Raw genomic sequence first — 17,940 nt, 5'->3', positions numbered from 1 at the left:
TTCGAAAGTTCCACATGTTTGCCTACGCCCAACCCGACGCGCGCGGGCACTTCGGTCCCTATGGCGGCAGCTTCGTCGCCGAGACCCTGGTGCACGCGCTCGATGAACTGAAGGCCGCCTACGCGCACTACGCGGCCGATGCCGAGTTCCAGCGCGAGTTCCGCCACGAGCTGGCGCACTTCGTCGGCCGACCCAGCCCGGTCTACCACGCCGGGCGGCTCAGCCGCGAGATCGGCGGCGCGCAGATCCACCTCAAGCGCGAAGACCTGAACCACACCGGCGCCCACAAGGTCAACAACACCATCGGTCAGGCGCTGCTCGCCAGGCGCATGGGCAAGCCGCGCGTGATCGCCGAGACCGGCGCCGGCCAGCACGGCGTGGCCACCGCGACGATCTGCGCGCGCTACGGCCTCGAATGCGTGGTCTACATGGGCGCCGAGGACGTCAAGCGCCAAAGCCCCAACGTTTATCGCATGCACTTGCTCGGCGCGAAGGTCGTGCCGGTGGAGTCGGGCAGCAAGACGCTGAAAGACGCGCTCAACGAGGCGCTGCGCGACTGGGTCACCAACGTCGAGAACACCTTCTACATCATCGGCACGGTCGCCGGCCCGGCGCCGTACCCGGCGATGGTGCGCGACTTCCAGCGCGTGATCGGCGACGAGTGCCTGGTGCAAATGCCCGAGAGCATCGGCCGCCAGCCGGACGCGGTGATCGCCTGCGTGGGTGGCGGCAGCAATGCGATGGGCATCTTCTACCCCTACATCCCGCACGAGAACGTGCGCCTGATCGGCGTCGAGGCCGCGGGGCAGGGCCTTGAGACCGGCAAGCACGCGGCCTCGCTCACGGCCGGCTCGCCGGGCGTGCTGCACGGCAACCGCACTTACCTGCTGCAGGACGACAACGGCCAGATCATCGAAACGCACTCGATCTCGGCCGGCCTCGACTACCCGGGCGTGGGGCCTGAGCACGCCTACCTCAAGGACATCGGCCGCGCCGAGTACGTCGGCATCACCGACGACGAGGCGCTCGCGGCTTTCCATCGCCTGTGCCGCACCGAGGGCATCATCCCCGCGCTCGAATCCAGCCACGCGGTCGCCTACGCAATGAAGCTCGCCGCGACGATGCGCCCCGACCAGCACCTGCTCGTGAACCTGAGCGGTCGCGGCGACAAGGACATCGGCACCGTGGCCGATCTCTCGGGCGCCGAGTTCTACTGTCGCCCGTCGTGCAAGGGCCAGTCCGTCAAGGGTGGCGACAGCATCGTGAAGGTGGTGTCATGAGCCGCATCGCTTCCACCTTCCAGAAGCTGGCCGGCCGCAAGGCGCTGATCCCCTACATCACCGCCGGCGACCCGGACCCGGCGCAGACCGTCGAGCTGATGCTCGCGCTGGCCGAGGCCGGCGCCGACGTGATCGAGCTCGGCGTGCCGTTCTCGGACCCGATGGCCGACGGCCCGGTGATCCAGAAGGCCTCCGAGCGCGCGCTTGCCAAGGGCATCGGCCTGGCGCAGGTGCTCGAGATGGTGAAGGGCTTTCGCGCGCGCAACGCCGACACGCCGCTGGTGCTGATGGGCTACGCCAACCCGATCGAGCGCTACGACCAGCGCCTGGGCGAGGGCCATTTCGTGGCCGACGCCAAGGCGGCGGGCGTCGACGGCGTGCTGGTGGTCGACTATCCGCCCGAGGAGTGCGAGGACTTCGCCGCGCGCCTCAAGGCGGTGGGGCTCGATCCGATCTTCCTTCTAGCGCCCACCTCGACCGAGCAGCGCATGAAGGACGTCGGGCGCATCGCGACGGGCTATGTCTACTACGTCTCGCTCAAGGGCGTGACCGGCGCCGGCCACCTCGACACGGCCGCGGTCGCGCAGGCGGTGCCGCGCATCAAGGCGCACGTGAAAGTGCCGGTGGGCGTGGGCTTCGGCATCCGCGACGCCGCGACGGCCAAGGCGGTGGCGGCGGCGTCCGACGCGGTGGTGATCGGTTCGCGCCTCGTGCAGATCCTCGAAGAAGCCCTGCCGCATCAGCGGGTCGCGGCTGGGCGACAATTCATTGCTTCGATCCGCGCCGCGCTGGACGAACTCACTGTGGAAGGGACCCAAGCATGAGCTGGCTCGAAAAACTGCTGCCGCCCAAGATTCAGCCTACCGATCCGGCCGAGCGCCGCTCGGTACCCGAGGGCCTGTGGATCAAGTGCCCCTCGTGTGAGACGGTGCTCTACAAGACCGACCTCGAGCAGAACCTCAACGTCTGCCCGAAGTGCAGCCACCACCACCGCATGGGCGCGCGCGAGCGGCTCAACGCCTTCCTCGACGGCGAGGGCCGCTACGAGATCGGCGAGGAAGTGGTGCCGGTCGATCCCTTGAAGTTCAAGGACAGCAAGAAGTACCCCGAGCGCCTCAAGCAGGCGATGGAGGCCACCGGCGAAACCGACGCGCTCATCGTCATGGGCGGCGCGGTGCACACGGTGCCGCTGGTCGCCGCATGCTTCGAGTTCGACTTCATGGGCGGTTCGATGGGCTCGGTGGTGGGTGAGCGCTTCGTGCGAGGCGTGGAGACCGCGATCGAGCAGAAGGTCCCGTTCGTGTGCTTCACCGCCACCGGCGGCGCGCGCATGCAAGAGGGCCTGCTGTCGCTGATGCAGATGGCCAAGACGAATGCCTCCCTGACGCGCCTGGCCAAGGCCAAGCTGCCCTACATCAGCGTGCTGACCGATCCGACGATGGGCGGCGTGTCGGCCGGCTTCGCCTTCATGGGCGATGTGGTGATTGCCGAGCCCAAGGCGCTGATCGGCTTTGCCGGCCCGCGCGTGATCGAGAACACCGTGCGCGAGAAGCTGCCCGAGGGCTTCCAGCGCAGCGAGTTCCTGCTCAACAAGGGTGCGCTCGACATGATCGTCGACCGCCGCGAGCTGCGAATGACGATCGCCCAGCTGCTGACCAAGCTGCAGCGCCAAAGCGCCGACGCGGTGGCCTGACGAGTCCGGCCGCTGCACCTGCAGGGCGGCGCGAGCCGCCCTGTTTGTTTTCGAGAATCGATCCCCATCTGAGCCCGCGATGAGCACCGCAACGCCCGAGCGCACCTTGGCCGATTGGCTGGCCCACTGCGAGCGACTGCACCGCAAGACGATCGACCTCACGCTCGAGCGCGTGGTGCGCGTGAAGCAGCGGCTGGGCCTGGCGTTCGACGTGCCGCTGATCATCGTCGGCGGCACCAACGGCAAGGGCTCGACCTGCGCGATGCTGGAGTCCGTCCTGCGCGCCGCCGGCTACCGCGTGGGCGTGCACACCTCGCCGCACCTGGTGCGCTTCGAGGAGCGATGCCGCGTCGACGGTGCGGTGGTCGACGGCGACGCGCTGCTGCCTCACTTCGCCGCCGTCGAGGCGGCGCGCGGCGACGAGGAGCTGACCTTCTTCGAGTTCACCCTGCTGGTGATCGCGCGCCATTTTGCGCACTGCGGGCTCGACGCCGTGGTGCTGGAGGTCGGCCTCGGCGGACGGCTCGACGCGGTCAACGCCTTCGATGCCGACTGCGCCGTGCTGACCAGCATCGACATCGACCATGTCGCCTACCTTGGCCCCGACCGCGAGAGCATCGGTCGCGAGAAGGCGCACATCGCGCGCACCGGCCGGCCGCTGATCGTGGGCGACCCGGTGCCGCCGCGCTCGGTGATCGACTACGCAACCGAGATCGGCGCCGATGCCTGGCTGCACGGCCGCGACTTCAATGTCAGCGGCGACAAGACGCAGTGGGCCTGGGCCGGGCGAGGGCGCCGTTACGCCGGCCTGGCCTATCCGGCCCTGCGCGGCGCGAACCAGCTGATCAACGCGGCCGGCGTGCTGGCGGCGCTGGAGGCGCTGCGTGACCGGCTGCCGGTGCCGGCGCAGGCCATCCGCGTCGGGCTGGCGAGCGTGGAGCTGCCGGGGCGCTTCCAGATCGTGCCGGGCGAGCCGGCCCTGGTGCTCGACGTCGCGCACAACCCGCACGCCGTGGCCACGCTGGCGCAGAACCTCGACCAGATGGGCTTTCATCCGCGAACCCAGGCCGTGTTCGGCGCGATGCACGACAAGGACATCCCGGCGATGCTCGAGCGCATGCTGCCCTTGGTCGACACCTGGCACCTGAGCGCGCTCGCGACGACGCGCGCGGCCACGGTCGAGCAGTTGCGCACCGACCTCGAGGCCGCGATCGCCGCGGCTCGCGCGCGCGGTGCGACGCTGCCGCCGCAGATCGTGATCCGCACCCACGATCACCCTCGGTCGGCCTTGGTCGCGGCCCTCGAGGCGGCGGACCCCGCTGATAGAATTGTCGTGTTCGGATCCTTTCACACCGTGGGTGGCGTGCTCGAAGGCGGACTGCCCCGCCGCGCGGCGCGCCATCTGTCTTCCTGATCACGGTTTCGATCCGCAACCGCGCATCGAGGCCGACACGATCGCCCTTCGAGCCGCCGATCCCGCATGGGCCTCCTCGACTTCTTCAAGCGCCAAGCCTCAGAGCCCTCGCAACCCTCTGCCGGTGACGAGGTGCAGCGCGCCCGCACCCGCGCTCGGCAGCGCCTGATCGGCGCGGCGGTGCTCGTGGCAATCGGCGTGATCGGGTTGCCGATGATCTTTGACACCGCGCCGCGGCCGGTCGCGGTGGGCATCCCGATCGAGATCCCCGCGAAGGACGGTGCCGCACCGCTCACGCCGCCGCCCGCTGCCAAGCCGGCCGCCTCGCAGCGCGCCGAACTGCCGCCCGAGACGCGCGACGAGCCTGCCGTGAAGCCGGCGGCGGTGGCCGCCAAGAACGAAGGCAAGAGCGAGCCCAAGACCGAGCCGAAGGCCGAACCGAAGGCCGCGGAGTCCAAGGCCACGGAGCCCAAGCCTCAACCGCCCAAAGCCGACTCGCAGCGCGCCGCCGCCTTGCTGGAGGGACGCGACGCGCCGTCGGCGAAGACCGAGCCGGCCAAGGCTGCCAGCAGTGCCGAAGGCCGCTTCGTCGTGCAGGTGGGCGCCTTCGCGGAAACTGAATCGGCACGCGAAGCGCGGCTCAAGGTCGAGAAGCTCGGCCTCAAGACCTACACGCAGGTCGTCGAGACCAAGGAGGGCAAGCGCATCCGCGTGCGCGTCGGCCCCTACGACGGCCGCGCCGACGCCGAGAAGGCGGCCGGCCAGATCCGCAGCGCCGGCATGACGGCCTCGGTGCTCACGCTCTAGAGATCCGATGGACACGATTCACATCGGCTGGGTCGACATCGCGCTGGCGCTGATCGTCGGCGTCTCGGTGATCGTCGGCCTGTGGCGCGGGCTCACGCGCGAGGTGTTCTCGCTGATCGGCTGGGTCGTGGCCTACGTCGCCGCGCAGGCGCTCGGGCCGATGGTGGCTGCGCACCTGCGGGTCGGCGAGCCGGGATCGGCTCTGAACATCGGCGCCGCCTTCGTGCTGGTGTTCCTGGTCGCGCTGGTGGCCTGGAGCCTGGTGACCTGGCTGATCAGCCGGCTCGTGCAGGCCTCGGTGCTCAATGCGCTCGACCGCACGCTCGGTGCGGTGTTCGGCCTGGCGCGCGGCGTCCTGATCGCGCTGGTCATCGTCACCATCGTCAGCTTGACCCCTTGGGCAACGTCGCCGACCTGGCGCGCGTCGCACGGGGCCAGTTCCCTGCAGTATGTTCTCTCGGGCTTGAAGCCGCTGTTGCCGGCGGACCTGACGCAACACCTGCGTCTCGGATTTGCCGCCGATCAGGCGGACGTGAAGGGGTAGTTCCATGTGCGGCATCGTCGGCGTGATCTCCAAGTCGCCGGTCAATCAGCTCATCTACGACGCGCTCTTGCTGCTGCAGCACCGCGGCCAGGACGCGGCCGGCATCGTGACCGCAGGTCCGGATGAGCGCGGGCGCAAGTTCTTCATGCACAAGGCACGCGGCATGGTGCGCGACGTGTTCCGCACCCGCAACATGCGCGGCCTGCCGGGCACCGTGGGCCTGGGCCAGGTTCGCTACCCGACCGCCGGCAATGCCTACAGCGAGGAAGAAGCCCAGCCCTTCTACGTGAACGCGCCGTTCGGCCTGGTGCTGGTGCACAACGGCAACCTCACCAATGCGCATGCGCTGCGCCGCGAACTGTTCGCGGTCGACCGTCGCCACCTCAACACCGAGAGCGACACCGAGGTGCTGATCAACGTCGTCGCGCACGAGCTCGAACTCGCCGCGCGCGACCTGCCGCTGACGCCGGAGGCGATCTTCAAGGCGGTGGGCACGGTCCATCGGCGCATCAAGGGCTCCTATGCCGTGGTGTGCCTGATCGCCGGCCACGGCCTGCTGGCGTTTCGAGACCCCTTCGGCATCCGTCCGCTGTGCCTGGGCGAGATCGACACGCCCAACGGCAAGGAAGTCATGGTGGCCAGCGAGTCGGTCGCGCTCGAGGGCACCGGCCACAAGTTCGTGCGCGACGTCGCGCCGGGCGAGGCGGTGTTCATCGACCTGGACGGCAAGGTCCACGCCAAGCAGTGCGCTCAGTCGCCCTCGCACAACCCTTGCATCTTCGAATTCGTCTACCTCGCGCGGCCGGATTCCGTGATCGACGGCATCTCGGTCTACCAGGCGCGCCTGAACATGGGCGAGACGCTGGCGCAGCGGCTGATCTCCACGATGCCGCCGAGCGAGGTCGACGTGGTGATCCCGATTCCCGAATCCAGCCGCCCCTCGGCGATGCAGCTGGCCCAGAAGATCGGCAAGCCGTATCGCGAAGGCTTCGTGAAGAACCGCTACGTCGGGCGCACCTTCATCATGCCGGGCCAGGCGATGCGCAAGAAGTCGGTGCGCCAGAAGCTCAACGCGATTGCCAGCGAGTTCAAGGGCCGCAACGTGCTGCTGGTCGACGACTCCATCGTGCGCGGCACGACCTCGAAGGAGATCGTGCAGATGGCGCGCGAGGCCGGCGCGAAGAAGGTCTACCTGGCCTCGGCCGCGCCGCCGGTTCGCTTCCCCAATGTCTATGGCATCGACATGCCGACCAAGAGCGAGCTGATCGCGCACGGCAAGAGCATCGAGGAGATCCGCGCCTACATCGGCTGCGATGCGCTGATCTACCAGGACCTCGCGGCGATGAAGCGCGCGGTCGGATCGCTCAATCCCAACCTGGCCGGCTTCGAGGCCTCGTGCTTCGACGGCAGCTACATCACCGGCGATGTCAGCGAAGCCGACTTCGCCGCGATCGAGACGCAGCGCACCAGCCAGCCGCAGGAAGAAGACGGCGGCGGCATGCGCCTCGCACTGCAAAGCGCCAACGAGGGCTGAGCACATGACCGACCCGAAGCCGCGCGGCATTCCCCGCGTCGACTTGCCGAGCGACGTGCGGCTCGACACGCGCGCCGTGCGCGAAGGCCTGCCCGCGTCGCAATGGGGCGAGAACTCCGAGGCACTGTTCCTCACCAGCAGCTTCTGCCATCCCGACGCGGCCACGGCGGCGGCGCGCTTCGCGAACGAGGAGGAGGCCTTCGTCTACTCCCGCTTCACCAACCCGACCGTGATGATGTTCGAGCGCCGGCTTGCTGCACTCGAAGGCACCGAGGCCTGCATCGCCACGTCCAGCGGCATGAGCGCCATCCTGCTGCTGTGCATGGGCCTGCTCAAGGCCGGCGACCACGTCGTCTGCTCGCGCAGCGTGTTCGGCTCGACGATCAAGCTGCTGCAAGGCGAGCTGGGCAAGTTCGGCGTCGAATCGAGCTTCGTCTCGCAGACCGACGTGGGCGAGTGGCGTGGGGCGATCAAGCCCAACACGAAGCTGCTGTTCGCCGAGACGCCGAGCAATCCGCTCACCGAGGTGTGCGACATCCGCGCGCTGGCCGAGCTGGCGCACGGCGCCGGCGCGCTGCTGGCGGTCGACAACTGCTTTTGCACGCCGGCACTGCAGCGACCGGTCGAGATGGGGGCCGACCTGGTCATCCATTCGGGCACCAAGTACCTCGACGGCCAGGGCCGCGTGCTGGCCGGCGCGCTGTGCTGCTCGCAGGAGCTGATCGACAAGGCCTTCATGCCGATGATGCGCAGCGCGGGCATGTCGCTGTCGCCCTTCAACGCCTGGGTCGTGCTCAAGGGCCTGGAGACGCTGGGCATCCGCATGGCCGCGCAAAGCGAGCGGGCGCTGGGTCTGGCGCGCTGGCTTGAGTCGCATCCGTCGGTCGCGCGCGTCTACCACCCGGGGCTCGCATCGCATCCGCAGCACGCGCTGGCGATGGCGCAGCAGCAGGGTTCGGGCGGTGCGGTGGTCAGCTTCGTCGTGAAAGGCGAGGGCGCCGATGTCGCGCGGCGCCACGCTTTCGGCGTCATCGACGCCACCCGCGTGTGCTCGATCACGGCCAACCTCGGCGACACCAAGACCACGATCACACATCCGGCGTCCACCTCGCACGGCCGCCTCACCGAGCCGCAGCGCCTGGCCGCCGGCATCACGCAGGGCCTGATCCGCGTTGCGGTCGGGCTCGAAGACCTCCAGGATCTGAAGGCCGATCTCTCGCGCGGCCTCGACGCACTCTCTGCATGACCACTGTTCGTACCCGAATCGCGCCGTCGCCGACCGGCTTCCTGCATCTCGGCACGGCGCGCACGGCGCTGTATTCCTGGGCATTCGCACGCCATCACGGCGGCCACTTTGTGCTGCGCATCGAGGACACCGACGTCGCGCGCTCGACGCAGGACTCGGTCGACCAGATCCTCGCGTCGATGCACTGGCTCGGTCTCGACTACGACGAAGGCCCGATCTACCAGATGCAGCGCCTCGAGCGCTACCAGGCCGTGGTCGAGCAGATGATCGAAGCCGGCACCGCCTACCGCTGCTACTGCACGCCCGAGGAACTCGATGCGATGCGCGAGGCGCAGCGCGCCCGCGGTGAGAAGACGCGCTACGACGGCCGTTGGCGCCCCGAGCCGGGCAAGACGCTGCCTGCGATCCCGCAAGGCGTGACGCCGGTGGTTCGCTTTCGCAATCCGCTCGACGGCATCGTGAGCTGGGACGACCTCGTCAAGGGGCCGATCAGCATCGCCAACGAAGAGATCGACGATCTCATCATCCTGCGTCCCGACGGCGTGCCGACCTACAACTTCGCGGTGGTGGTCGACGACTGGGACATGAAGATCACTCACGTCTTCCGGGGCGACGAGCACATCAACAACACGCCCTGGCAGATCAACATCTTCAACGCGCTGGGGGCGCCGCTGCCGCGTTTCGGCCATTGCCCGATCATCCTCGGCGACGACGGCCTCAAGCTCTCCAAGCGCCGCGGCGCGGTCAGCGTCACGGCCTATGAAGACGCCGGCTACCTGCCCGAGGCGATGCTGAATTACCTCGCGCGACTCGGCTGGAGCCACGGAGACGACGAGCTGTTCACGCGCGAGCAGATGGTGCAGTGGTTCGACGGCTCGCACCTTGCCAAGAGCCCCGCGCAGTGGGATCCGGCCAAGCTTTCTTGGGTCAATGCGCACTACATCAAGCAGGCCGACGATGCGCGACTCGCGGCGCTGGTCGCCGCCCAGCTCGCCCGGCTGGACGTGAAGGCCGAAGCCGACGAACTGCTGGCCAGACGCTGCGCACTGTTCAAGGACCGCTGCAACACGACGGTCGAGCTCGCGCAGTGGCTGACGATGTACTACGCCGAGGTGAACCCGTCGGAGCAAGACCTCGCGCAGCACGTGACCGATGCGATCAAGCCCTCGCTCGTCGCACTGGCGGCCAAGCTCGAGGCGCTTGCGGCCTGGGATGCACCGTCGATCAACGCCGCGATCAAGGCGACCATCGCCGAAGCCGGCATCAAGATGCCGCAACTCGCGCTGCCGGTGCGCGTGCTCGTGTGCGGTCGCGCGCAGACGCCGTCGATCGATGCCGTGCTGGCACTGTTCTCGCGCGAGAAAGTGCTCGAGCGCTTGCGCGGTTGATTCGAGTCAGGCTATACTCTTTGTCTCGCTTGAACAGCGTTGCCTCAATAACGGGGGTATAGCTCAGCTGGGAGAGCGCTTGCATGGCATGCAAGAGGTCAGCGGTTCGATCCCGCTTACCTCCACCACTCCAGGTGGCGCGCGGTTCAAGTGATGAAGGTTTCAGTCCCCTTCGTCTAGAGGCCTAGGACACGACCCTTTCACGGTTGTAACAGGGGTTCGAATCCCCTAGGGGACGCCAAATACTTCGGTAGATGGCCAAACGCAAACGGCGCCGCAAGGCGCCGTTTGTCTTTCTGAGTCGCAATTCCGCCCCGCACGGCGCGGGGCACAGCGAGGTTCAGATCTTGAAATCCTCGAGCTTGCGGCCCGACGCGATCGCGGCCTGCAGCCATTTGGGTTTGAGCCCTCGGCCGCTCCAGGTTTCACCGGTGCTGTTGTCGCGGTACTTCGGGGCGACCTTGCTGCCGCCGTCCGATGCGCGGGTGGCCTTGGCCGTGCGCGGCGCCTTGCCGGTGTTCAGGTCGGCGATGGTGATCCCGTGCTCAGCCATCAAGCCCTTGATCTGGTTGATCACGCCGGCGCGCTCGGCACGGTGCGCTTCGGCCAGTTGGCGTTCCAGCTCGGCCGCCTGTTTCTCGAGCGCGGCCTTCTTGGCAAGCAGTTCCTGATAAGTCGTCATTCCATCGTCTCCAGAATCCGCCGCGCGCGCGGCCAATGAATTTGATTCTATCGACCGACCGGCAGTCACTCGCGCGGTTCAGGCAAAAGAAAACCCGGCCGCGGCCGGGTTCTCGACGGGGTGGTCCGAGATCACTTATATCCGGCGCGGTCCAGCATCTGCTGCACGCGAGCCGAATTGGCGCCGACAACCGAGATCGGAATCAGCTCCGACTTGAATGCTCCCAGCGCATCGAGCGCCGGATTCGCGACCTTCACGCTCGGCACGGCGGGATACTCGTTGTTGCCGTTGGCGAAATACCGCTGGGCGTCGTCGCTCGCAAGGTATTCGAGGAACTTGACGGCTGCCTCGCGATGCTTGGCGTGCTTGGCCACCGCGCCGCCGGCCACGTTGACATGCGCACCCCATGTGGCCTGGTTCGGGAAGATCACACCGACCTTTTCCATCACCTCGCGGTCTTCCGGCTTGGTCGAGCGCATCAGGCGCGCGACGTAGTAGCTGTTGGACAGCGCGATGCCGCATTCGCCGCTGGCCACCGCCTTGATCTGGTCGGTGTCGCCGCCCTTGGGTTCGCGCGCCATGTTGGCGACGGTGCTCTTCATCCACGCCTCGGTCTTCTCGGCGCCCAGGTGCTCGTAGAGCGAGCCGAACAGCGAGAGGTTGTAGGGATGCGAGCCCGACCGCGTGCAGACCTTGCCCTTGTTCTTCGGATCGGCCAGCTCTTCGTAGGTGTCGGCGTCGTCGCGCTTGACGGTCTGCTTGTTGTAGACGATCACGCGTGCGCGCGTCGAGAAGCCGAACCAGGCCGAGCCGCTGCCGTCGTCCTTGTCGCGCAGCTGCGCCGGGATGCGCTCCTCGAGCAGCTTGGACTTCACCGGCTGGAACAGGCCTTCTTGCTCGGCGCGCCACAGGCGCGCGGCGTCAACCAGCAGGATCACGTCGGCCGGGCTGGCCGCGCCTTCGCTGCGCAGTCGCGCGAGGATGCCTGCGTCGTCGGCATCGACGCGATTGATCTTGATGCCGGTGGCCTTGGTGAAGTTTTCGTACAGCGCTTCGTCGGTCTGGTAGTGGCGCGCCGAGTAGAGATTCAGCTCGCCTGCCGACTGGGCCGATGCGGCGAACGCGGCGGCGGCCAGCGCCATGCCGGTCAATGCGGTACGAAGGGAACGCAGGGCAAGAGTCATCGCGGTGGACGCACCGGCGACGGTGCGGCGGTTGATGGGCAACGCGCCGCAGTATAGAAGCAAACGAGAACGATTCTCGTCCGTATCGCGCGCAGGCGGGCGCCGATCAGGCGCTCGGCGGCACGTAGCCCGCCGGCTGGTCTGCGCCTTCGCCGAAGAAGTAGCGCTCCATCTGCCGCGCCAGGTACTGGCGCGCGCGCGCATCGGCGAGGTTCAGGCGGTTCTCGTTGACCAGCATGGTCTGGTGCTTGAGCCACTGGGCCCAGGCTTCCTTGCTGACGTTGTCGTAGATGCGCTTGCCGAGCTCGCCGGGGTAGGGCGCGAAGTCGAGGCCTTCGGCCTCCTTCTTCAGCAGGACGCATTGAACGGTGCGGGCCATGGCGGAATCTCCGGAATTACTTGAGGTGCTTGACCAGCACTTGCGAGCGCCGGTCCCAGTTGTACTTGCGCTTGCGCGCCTCGGGCAGCCAGTCGGGGTCGACCTGCTGGAAGCCGCGCTTGATGAACCAGTGCATCGTGCGCGTGGTGAGCACGAAGATGCTGTCGAGCCCCATCGCGCGTGCGCGCTGCTCGATGCGCTTGAGGATGCGCTCGCCGTCGCCCTGGCCCTGGACCTGGCCGCTGACGGTCAGCGCGGCCATCTCGCCGGTGCGGCCCTCAGGGTAGGGGTAGAGCGCCGCGCAGCCGAAGATCACGCCGTCGTGCTCGATCACCGTGTAGTGGTCGATGTCGCGCTCGATCTCAGTGCGGTCGCGCTTGACCAGCGTGCCGTCGCGCTCGAACGGCTCGATCAGCTGCAGGATGCCGCCGATGTCCTCGTGCGTCGCCTCGCGCAGGCTCTCGAGCTTCTCGTCGACGACCATCGTGCCGATGCCGTCGTGCGTGAAGACCTCCTGCAGGATCGCGCCATCGACCGCGAAGGGCAGGATGTGCGAGCGCTCGACGCCTTCTTCGCAGGCCTTGACGCAGTGGCGCAGGTAGAAGGCCAGATCGGTGGGCTGCTCGGCATTGGGCAGCCGTGCGAGCAGGCGCTTGGCGTCGGCCAGCGCGAGCTCCGTGTCGATCGCGCTTTCCGGGTCGTCGAGCTTCTCGCGGATGCCCGGAATCTCGGTCAGGAACATCAGCTTGTCGGCCTGCAGCGCGATGGCGGCGGAGGTGGCGACGTCTTCCATCGTCAGGTTGAAGGCCTCGCCGGTCGGCGAGAAGCCGAACGGTGACAGCAGCACCAGCGCGCCGATGTCGATCGCCTTGCGGATCGTGGCCGCGTCGACGCCGCGCACCACGCCCGAGTGCATGAAATCGACGCCATCGACGATGCCCACCGGCCGCGCGGTCAGGAAGTTGCCGGAGACCACGCGCACCGTCGCGTTGGCCATCGGCGTGTTCGGCAGGCCCTGCGAGAACGCCGCCTCGATCTCGAAGCGCAGCTGGCCGGCGGCCTCCTGCGCGGCGTCGAGCGCCATCGGGTCGGTGATGCGCTGGCCGTGGCTGAAGCGCGAGGGATGGCCCTTGGCGGCGAGCTGCTCGTTGACCTGCGGGCGAAAGCCGTGCACCAGCACGAGCTTGATGCCCATCGCGTGCAGGATCGCGAGGTCTTGCACGAAGGCGTTGAGCTTGCCGGCGGCGATCAGCTCGCCGGCCATGCCGATCACGAAGGTCTTTCCGTGATAGGCGTGGATGTACGGCGCGACCGCGCGAAACCACGGGACGAAGGTGTGCGGAAAGACCAGGCTCATGGCGGCTCGAAGGGGGTTCCGGATTGTGCCGCAGGCGTCATCGCCGTGTCGTTGACGCGCGCGGTGTCACCGCGCACGATGCGCCCTTCCCACCAACCGAGCGGAGACCGCGATGGAAGTGTTCAAGACCCATGGGGCGTTCAGCTGGAGCGAGCTGATGACCAGCGACCCGGATGCGGCGCTCGCCTTCTACAAGCAGCTGCTCGGCTGGGGCAGCGACAAGATGGACATGGAGGCCGGCACCTACCACGTGCTCAAGGTCGGCGACACCGCGGTCGGCGGCGTGATGAAGACGCCGCCCGAAGCCGGCCCGATGCCGCCGGCCTGGGGCTGCTACGTCACGGTGGACGATGTCGATGCCGTCGTCGCGCGCGTGCCCGCACTCGGCGGCAAGGTCTACGTGCCGCCGACCGACATTCCCGGCGTCGGCCGCTTCTCGGTGATCGCCGACCCGCAAGGCGCGGTGCTCAACCTCATCACCTACAGCCAGGAGCTCAAGTGAGGCTCGTCGCGGGACGCGGATAATCCGCGCCCCGTGACCGAGACCCCCGACGCGCGTTCGCCGCGCCTGCCCCCCATCACCTTTCCCGAGTCGCTGCCGGTCAGTGCGCGGCGCGACGAGATCGCGCGCGCGATCGCCGAGCACCCCGTGGTCATCGTCAGCGGCGAGACCGGCTCGGGCAAGACCACGCAGCTGCCGAAGATCGCGCTGGCGCTGGGCCGCGGCACCGCACACACCGGCAAGCTGATCGGCCACACGCAGCCGCGCCGCCTGGCCGCATCGAGCGTCGCCAAGCGCATCGCGGAGGAACTGCAGTCGCCGATGGGCGAGGTGGTCGGCTACAAGGTGCGCTTCCAGGACCGCCTGCAGCAAGGCGCCTCGATCAAGCTGATGACCGACGGCATCCTGCTGGCCGAAACCCAGCGCGATCCGCTGCTGCGCGCCTACGACACGCTGATCATCGACGAGGCCCACGAGCGCAGCCTCAACATCGATTTCCTGCTCGGCTATCTCAAGCAGATCCTGCCGCGGCGGCCCGACCTCAAGGTGATCGTGACCTCGGCAACGATCGACGCCGAGCGATTCGCCAACCACTTCGCTTCGATCAAGGGCCCGGCGCCGGTGATCCAGGTGTCGGGTCGGCTTTATCCGGTGGAGCAGCGCTGGCGGCCGTTCGAGGACAGTCGTGAGTACGACGTCAACGACGCGATCACAGATGCCGTCGACGAGCTCTGGCGAGACCGTGGCGGGGGTCCCGGCGACGTGCTCGTCTTCCTGCCCGGCGAGCGCGAGATCCGCGACGCCGCCGAGCACCTGCGCAAGCACCACCCGCCGGGCGTCGAGATCCTGCCGCTGTTCGCGCGCCTGTCGGAGGCCGAGCAGCACCGCATCTTCGAGCCGCATGGCGCGCCGCGCATCGTGCTGGCGACCAACGTCGCCGAGACCTCGCTCACGGTGCCGGGCATCCGCTACGTCATCGATCCCGGTCTCGCGCGCGTCAAGCGCTACAGCTATCGCAACAAGGTCGAGCAGCTGCAGGTCGAGGCGATCAGCCAGGCGGCGGCCAACCAGCGCGCGGGCCGTTGCGGGCGCGTGAGCAATGGCATCTGTATCCGCCTCTACGACGAGAAGGACTTCGCAGGCAGGCCGCGCTTCACCGACCCGGAAATCCTGCGCTCGTCGCTGGCCGGGGTGATCCTGCGCATGAAGTCGGTGGGGCTCGGGCGCGTGGAGGACTTTCCCTTCCTCGAGCCGCCGCCGCGCAAGGCCATTGCCGACGGCTACGCGCTGCTCAATGAACTGGGCGCGACCGACGACGACAACGAGCTCACGCCGGTCGGCCGCGAGCTGGCCAAGCTGCCGCTCGACCCGCGTGTGGGCCGCATGATCCTCGCCGCGCGCGACCGCCACGCATTGACCGAAGTGCTGGTGATCGCCTCGGCGCTCAGCGGCCAGGACGTGCGCGATCGCCCGGCCGACCAGCAGCAGCAGGCCGACGCCAAGCACAAGCCCTTCGACGACGAGCGCTCGGAGTTCATGGGCTACCTCAAGCTGTGGAAGTGGCTCGAGGAATCGCGCGGCGGCCACGGCGAGCATCGCTTGTCGGCGCGCAAACACGAGGCGCGCTTGCGCGAGCACTTCATCAGCCCGCGCCGCGTGCGCGAGTGGCGCGACATCCACCAGCAGCTGCACACAGTGGTGGCCGAGCATGGCTGGAAGCTCAATGCGTCACCGGCCACCTACGAGCAGGTTCACCTCGCCATGCTCGCCGGCCTGCTAGGCAACGTCGGCTGCAAGAGCGACGACGAGGACTGGTACCTCGGCGCGCGCGGCATCAAGTTCTGGCGCCATCCGGGCGCGCACCTGAGCAAGAAGCCGGGCCGCTGGCTGATCGCGGCCGAGCTGGTCGAGACCACGCGGCTGTTCGGGCGCGGACTCGCGGGCGTGGAGCCGGGTTGGATCGAACTTGTCGCCGGGCCGCTGCTGAAGAAGCAGATGCTCGAGCCGCACTGGGAGAAGAAGGCGGCCGACGTCGTGGCGCTCGAGCGCGCCACGCTCTACGGCATCGTGCTCTACAACAACCGCCGGGTGAGCTTCGGGCGCATCGATCCCAAGGCGGCGCGCGAGATCTTCATCCGCGAGGCCCTGGTCGCCGGCGAGTGGGAGACCAAGCTGCCGTTCCTTGCGCACAACCAGAAGCTGGTGCGCCAGGTGCAGGAGCTGGAACACAAGTCGCGCCGTCAGGACGTGCTGGTCGACGACGAGCTGATCTACGCCTTCTACGACCAGCAACTGCCGGCCGACGTGCACTCGGGCGCGACGATGGAGCGCTGGTGGCGCGAGGAGTCCAAGCGCCAGCCGCGCCTGCTGATGCTCAGCAAGGAAGAGCTGATGCGCCACGAGGCCGCCGGCATCACGACGGCGGCCTATCCCAAGACCTTGCGCCTAGGCGGCGTCGACTGCGCGGCGAGCTACCTGCACGAGCCGGGCGATGCCAAGGACGGCGTCACCGTCACCGTGCCGATCTATGCGCTCAACCAGGTCAGCGAAGAGCGCTGCGAATGGCTGGTGCCCGGCATGCTCGAGGCCAAGGTGCTGGCGCTGGTCAAGAGCCTGCCGCAGCGCCCGCGCTCGCGCCTGGTGCCGCTGCCCGAGTTCGCGGCCGAGTTCGCCGAGCTCACCGCCTTTGGCGATGGCGCGTTGATGGATGCGCTGCTCAAGGCCGTGCGCGAGCGCACCCAGCTCGCGGTGCAGCGCAACGACTTCAAGCTCGAGACGCTGCCGGCGCACCTGTTCATGAACTTTCGCGTCGTCGACGAGCACGGGCGCCAGCTCGGCATGGGCCGCCATCTCGCGGCGCTGAAGGCCGAGCTGGGCGGGCAGGCGCGATCGGCATTCCAGGCGCTGGCGGCGCTGAAGGTCGGCAGTGCTGCGCCGCAACCCTCACCCCAACCCTCTCCCGCGAGCGGGAGAGGGAGCCGGCAACTCCCTCTCCCTCGGGGAGAGGGCCCGGGTGAGGGGCTGGCGCAGGCTCCCCAACGCTTCACCGACTGGAGCTTCGGCGAACTTCCCGAGCTGATGGAGGTGCGCCGCGGTGCGCAATCGCTGGTCGGCTTCCCGGCGCTGATCGACCACGGCACGCATGTCGAGATCGAGGTCTTCGACGAGCCGGAGGTCGCCGCCGCGAAGCATCGCGCCGGCCTGCGGCGCCTGATTGCGCTGCAGATCAAGGAGCCGCTCAAGTACCTGGAGAAGAACATCCCGGACCTTCAGCGCATGGCGGTGCAGTTCATGGCGCTCGGTGGTTCGCAGGAGGAGCTGCGCGAGCAGATCATCGAGGTCGCGCTCGATCGCGCCTTCCTGCAAGGCGATCTGCCGGCCGATGCAGCGGCGTTCCGGCGCACGGTCGACGAAGGCCGCACGCGGCTGAACCTGATCGCGCAGGAGGTTGCGCGTCAGGCGGCCGCGATCCTTCAGGAGCACGCCAACGCGGCGCGCAAGCTCAAGGACAGCCGCGCGCCCAAGGACGTGGCTGACGACGTGACCGCCCAGCTCCAGCGCCTGGTGCCCAAGCGCTTTCTCGCCGCCACGCCCTATGGCCAGTTGCAGCACCTGCCGCGCTACTTGAAGGCCGTCACCGCGCGGCTCGACAAGCTGCGTGCCGATCCGGCGCGCGACGCGCAGCGCCTGGCCGAGCTGCGCCCGCTGGAGCAACGCTTCCTGCGCCGCCTGGCCGAGCGCAAGGGCGCTGCCGACGCGCGGCTCGACGAGTTCCGCTGGCTGCTCGAAGAGCTGCGCGTGAGCCTGTTCGCGCAGGAGCTGCGCACGCCGCAACCGGTGTCGGTCAAGCGGCTGGAAAAGGCCTGGGCGCAGATCGCAGCCTGAACCGGGCAAGCGCGCGATAGACGCCGGCGCCGCGGCGCGCTTAGA

The 17,940-nt window shown here is 68.2% G+C and carries 15 protein-coding genes and 2 tRNA genes; 13 read left to right on the top strand and 4 right to left on the bottom strand.

Annotation, left to right across the window (positions count from 1 at the left end; translation table 11 throughout):
- The first annotated feature begins 14 nt into the window (after window positions 1–14).
- The 11 genes from trpB to ACO2TI_RS01605 all read left to right on the top strand — a co-directional run bounded on the left by trpB (window position 15) and on the right by ACO2TI_RS01605 (window position 10,147).
- Complete coding sequence (gene trpB, locus ACO2TI_RS01655) at window positions 15–1,280, top strand: tryptophan synthase subunit beta (protein ID WP_423281682.1); 1,266 nt, start codon at window positions 15–17, stop codon at window positions 1,278–1,280.
- Entirely contained in the window at window positions 1,277–2,104 is an 828-nt protein-coding gene (trpA, locus tag ACO2TI_RS01650) for a tryptophan synthase subunit alpha (protein WP_423281681.1), read from the top strand. Before trpB ends, trpA begins: the two co-directional genes overlap by 4 nt.
- On the top strand, window positions 2,101–2,973 hold the full coding sequence (gene accD, locus ACO2TI_RS01645) for an acetyl-CoA carboxylase, carboxyltransferase subunit beta (protein WP_423281680.1): 873 nt from the start codon (window positions 2,101–2,103) through the stop codon (window positions 2,971–2,973). The genes trpA and accD overlap by 4 nt, the downstream gene beginning before the upstream one ends.
- A gap of 79 nt (window positions 2,974–3,052) precedes the next feature.
- On the top strand, window positions 3,053–4,387 hold the full coding sequence (folC, locus tag ACO2TI_RS01640) for a bifunctional tetrahydrofolate synthase/dihydrofolate synthase (protein ID WP_423281679.1): 1,335 nt from the start codon (window positions 3,053–3,055) through the stop codon (window positions 4,385–4,387).
- A 66-nt stretch (window positions 4,388–4,453) separates the two neighbouring features.
- Window positions 4,454–5,194, top strand: a complete 741-nt coding sequence (locus ACO2TI_RS01635) for an SPOR domain-containing protein (RefSeq protein ID WP_423281678.1) — start codon at window positions 4,454–4,456, stop codon at window positions 5,192–5,194.
- 7 nt (window positions 5,195–5,201) lie between these two features.
- Window positions 5,202–5,738, top strand: coding sequence for a CvpA family protein (locus ACO2TI_RS01630; RefSeq protein ID WP_423281677.1), 537 nt, complete (start codon window positions 5,202–5,204; stop codon window positions 5,736–5,738).
- A gap of 4 nt (window positions 5,739–5,742) precedes the next feature.
- Window positions 5,743–7,272, top strand: a complete 1,530-nt coding sequence (gene purF / locus ACO2TI_RS01625; RefSeq protein ID WP_423281676.1) for an amidophosphoribosyltransferase — start codon at window positions 5,743–5,745, stop codon at window positions 7,270–7,272.
- 4 nt (window positions 7,273–7,276) lie between these two features.
- Window positions 7,277–8,518 carry an O-succinylhomoserine sulfhydrylase gene (locus ACO2TI_RS01620; RefSeq protein WP_423281675.1) on the top strand — a complete coding sequence of 414 codons (1,242 nt, stop codon included), beginning with the start codon at window positions 7,277–7,279 and terminating at the stop codon, window positions 8,516–8,518.
- A complete protein-coding gene (gene gltX, locus ACO2TI_RS01615; RefSeq protein ID WP_423281674.1) occupies window positions 8,515–9,906 on the top strand; it encodes a glutamate--tRNA ligase in 1,392 nt (463 codons plus the stop codon). Before ACO2TI_RS01620 ends, gltX begins: the two co-directional genes overlap by 4 nt.
- Before the next feature lie 52 nt (window positions 9,907–9,958).
- Window positions 9,959–10,034: transfer RNA gene (locus tag ACO2TI_RS01610), tRNA-Ala, on the top strand.
- 37 nt (window positions 10,035–10,071) lie between these two features.
- Window positions 10,072–10,147 (top strand) — tRNA-Glu (locus ACO2TI_RS01605).
- Between the two features lie 99 nt (window positions 10,148–10,246).
- Here ACO2TI_RS01605 and ACO2TI_RS01600 read toward each other — a convergent pair.
- From ACO2TI_RS01600 to argA, 4 genes are all read right to left on the bottom strand, one after another.
- A complete protein-coding gene (locus tag ACO2TI_RS01600; RefSeq protein WP_423281673.1) occupies window positions 10,247–10,588 on the bottom strand; it encodes an H-NS family nucleoid-associated regulatory protein in 342 nt (113 codons plus the stop codon).
- Window positions 10,589–10,719: 131 nt separating this feature from the next.
- Entirely contained in the window at window positions 10,720–11,772 is a 1,053-nt protein-coding gene (locus ACO2TI_RS01595; protein WP_423281672.1) for a Fe(3+) ABC transporter substrate-binding protein, read from the bottom strand.
- Window positions 11,773–11,878: 106 nt separating this feature from the next.
- Window positions 11,879–12,151: an oxidative damage protection protein gene (locus tag ACO2TI_RS01590; protein WP_423281671.1), complete on the bottom strand. Its 273-nt coding sequence runs from the start codon at window positions 12,149–12,151 to the stop codon at window positions 11,879–11,881.
- Window positions 12,152–12,167: 16 nt separating this feature from the next.
- Window positions 12,168–13,508 carry an amino-acid N-acetyltransferase gene (gene argA / locus ACO2TI_RS01585; RefSeq protein ID WP_423281670.1) on the bottom strand — a complete coding sequence of 447 codons (1,341 nt, stop codon included), beginning with the start codon at window positions 13,506–13,508 and terminating at the stop codon, window positions 12,168–12,170.
- A gap of 112 nt (window positions 13,509–13,620) precedes the next feature.
- Here argA and ACO2TI_RS01580 point away from each other — a divergent pair, with 112 nt between their 5' ends.
- Window positions 13,621–14,010 carry a VOC family protein gene (locus ACO2TI_RS01580; RefSeq protein ID WP_423281669.1) on the top strand — a complete coding sequence of 130 codons (390 nt, stop codon included), beginning with the start codon at window positions 13,621–13,623 and terminating at the stop codon, window positions 14,008–14,010.
- Between the two features lie 33 nt (window positions 14,011–14,043).
- On the top strand, window positions 14,044–17,895 hold the full coding sequence (gene hrpA, locus ACO2TI_RS01575) for an ATP-dependent RNA helicase HrpA (protein ID WP_423281668.1): 3,852 nt from the start codon (window positions 14,044–14,046) through the stop codon (window positions 17,893–17,895).
- Window positions 17,896–17,940: the final 45 nt, after the last annotated feature.

The organism is Caldimonas sp. KR1-144 (assembly GCF_049446155.1).
GTDB lineage: Bacteria > Pseudomonadota > Gammaproteobacteria > Burkholderiales > Burkholderiaceae_C > Rivibacter.
The sequence above is the reverse complement of the archived record's forward strand: the minus strand, read 5'-3'. Positions and strand labels throughout refer to the sequence as shown.

What these genes read in the sequence shown, in the direction of transcription:
- trpB (WP_423281682.1), top strand. Translation starts at nt 15, where the DNA reads ATGTTTGCCTACGCCCAACCCGACGCGCGCGGGCACTTCGGTCCCTAT.
- trpA (WP_423281681.1), top strand. Translation starts at nt 1,277, where the DNA reads ATGAGCCGCATCGCTTCCACCTTCCAGAAGCTGGCCGGCCGCAAGGCG.
- accD (WP_423281680.1), top strand. Translation starts at nt 2,101, where the DNA reads ATGAGCTGGCTCGAAAAACTGCTGCCGCCCAAGATTCAGCCTACCGAT.
- folC (WP_423281679.1), top strand. Translation starts at nt 3,053, where the DNA reads ATGAGCACCGCAACGCCCGAGCGCACCTTGGCCGATTGGCTGGCCCAC.
- ACO2TI_RS01635 (WP_423281678.1), top strand. Translation starts at nt 4,454, where the DNA reads ATGGGCCTCCTCGACTTCTTCAAGCGCCAAGCCTCAGAGCCCTCGCAA.
- ACO2TI_RS01630 (WP_423281677.1), top strand. Translation starts at nt 5,202, where the DNA reads ATGGACACGATTCACATCGGCTGGGTCGACATCGCGCTGGCGCTGATC.
- purF (WP_423281676.1), top strand. Translation starts at nt 5,743, where the DNA reads ATGTGCGGCATCGTCGGCGTGATCTCCAAGTCGCCGGTCAATCAGCTC.
- ACO2TI_RS01620 (WP_423281675.1), top strand. Translation starts at nt 7,277, where the DNA reads ATGACCGACCCGAAGCCGCGCGGCATTCCCCGCGTCGACTTGCCGAGC.
- gltX (WP_423281674.1), top strand. Translation starts at nt 8,515, where the DNA reads ATGACCACTGTTCGTACCCGAATCGCGCCGTCGCCGACCGGCTTCCTG.
- ACO2TI_RS01600 (WP_423281673.1), bottom strand. Translation starts at nt 10,588, where the DNA reads ATGACGACTTATCAGGAACTGCTTGCCAAGAAGGCCGCGCTCGAGAAA.
- ACO2TI_RS01595 (WP_423281672.1), bottom strand. Translation starts at nt 11,772, where the DNA reads ATGACTCTTGCCCTGCGTTCCCTTCGTACCGCATTGACCGGCATGGCG.
- ACO2TI_RS01590 (WP_423281671.1), bottom strand. Translation starts at nt 12,151, where the DNA reads ATGGCCCGCACCGTTCAATGCGTCCTGCTGAAGAAGGAGGCCGAAGGC.
- argA (WP_423281670.1), bottom strand. Translation starts at nt 13,508, where the DNA reads ATGAGCCTGGTCTTTCCGCACACCTTCGTCCCGTGGTTTCGCGCGGTC.
- ACO2TI_RS01580 (WP_423281669.1), top strand. Translation starts at nt 13,621, where the DNA reads ATGGAAGTGTTCAAGACCCATGGGGCGTTCAGCTGGAGCGAGCTGATG.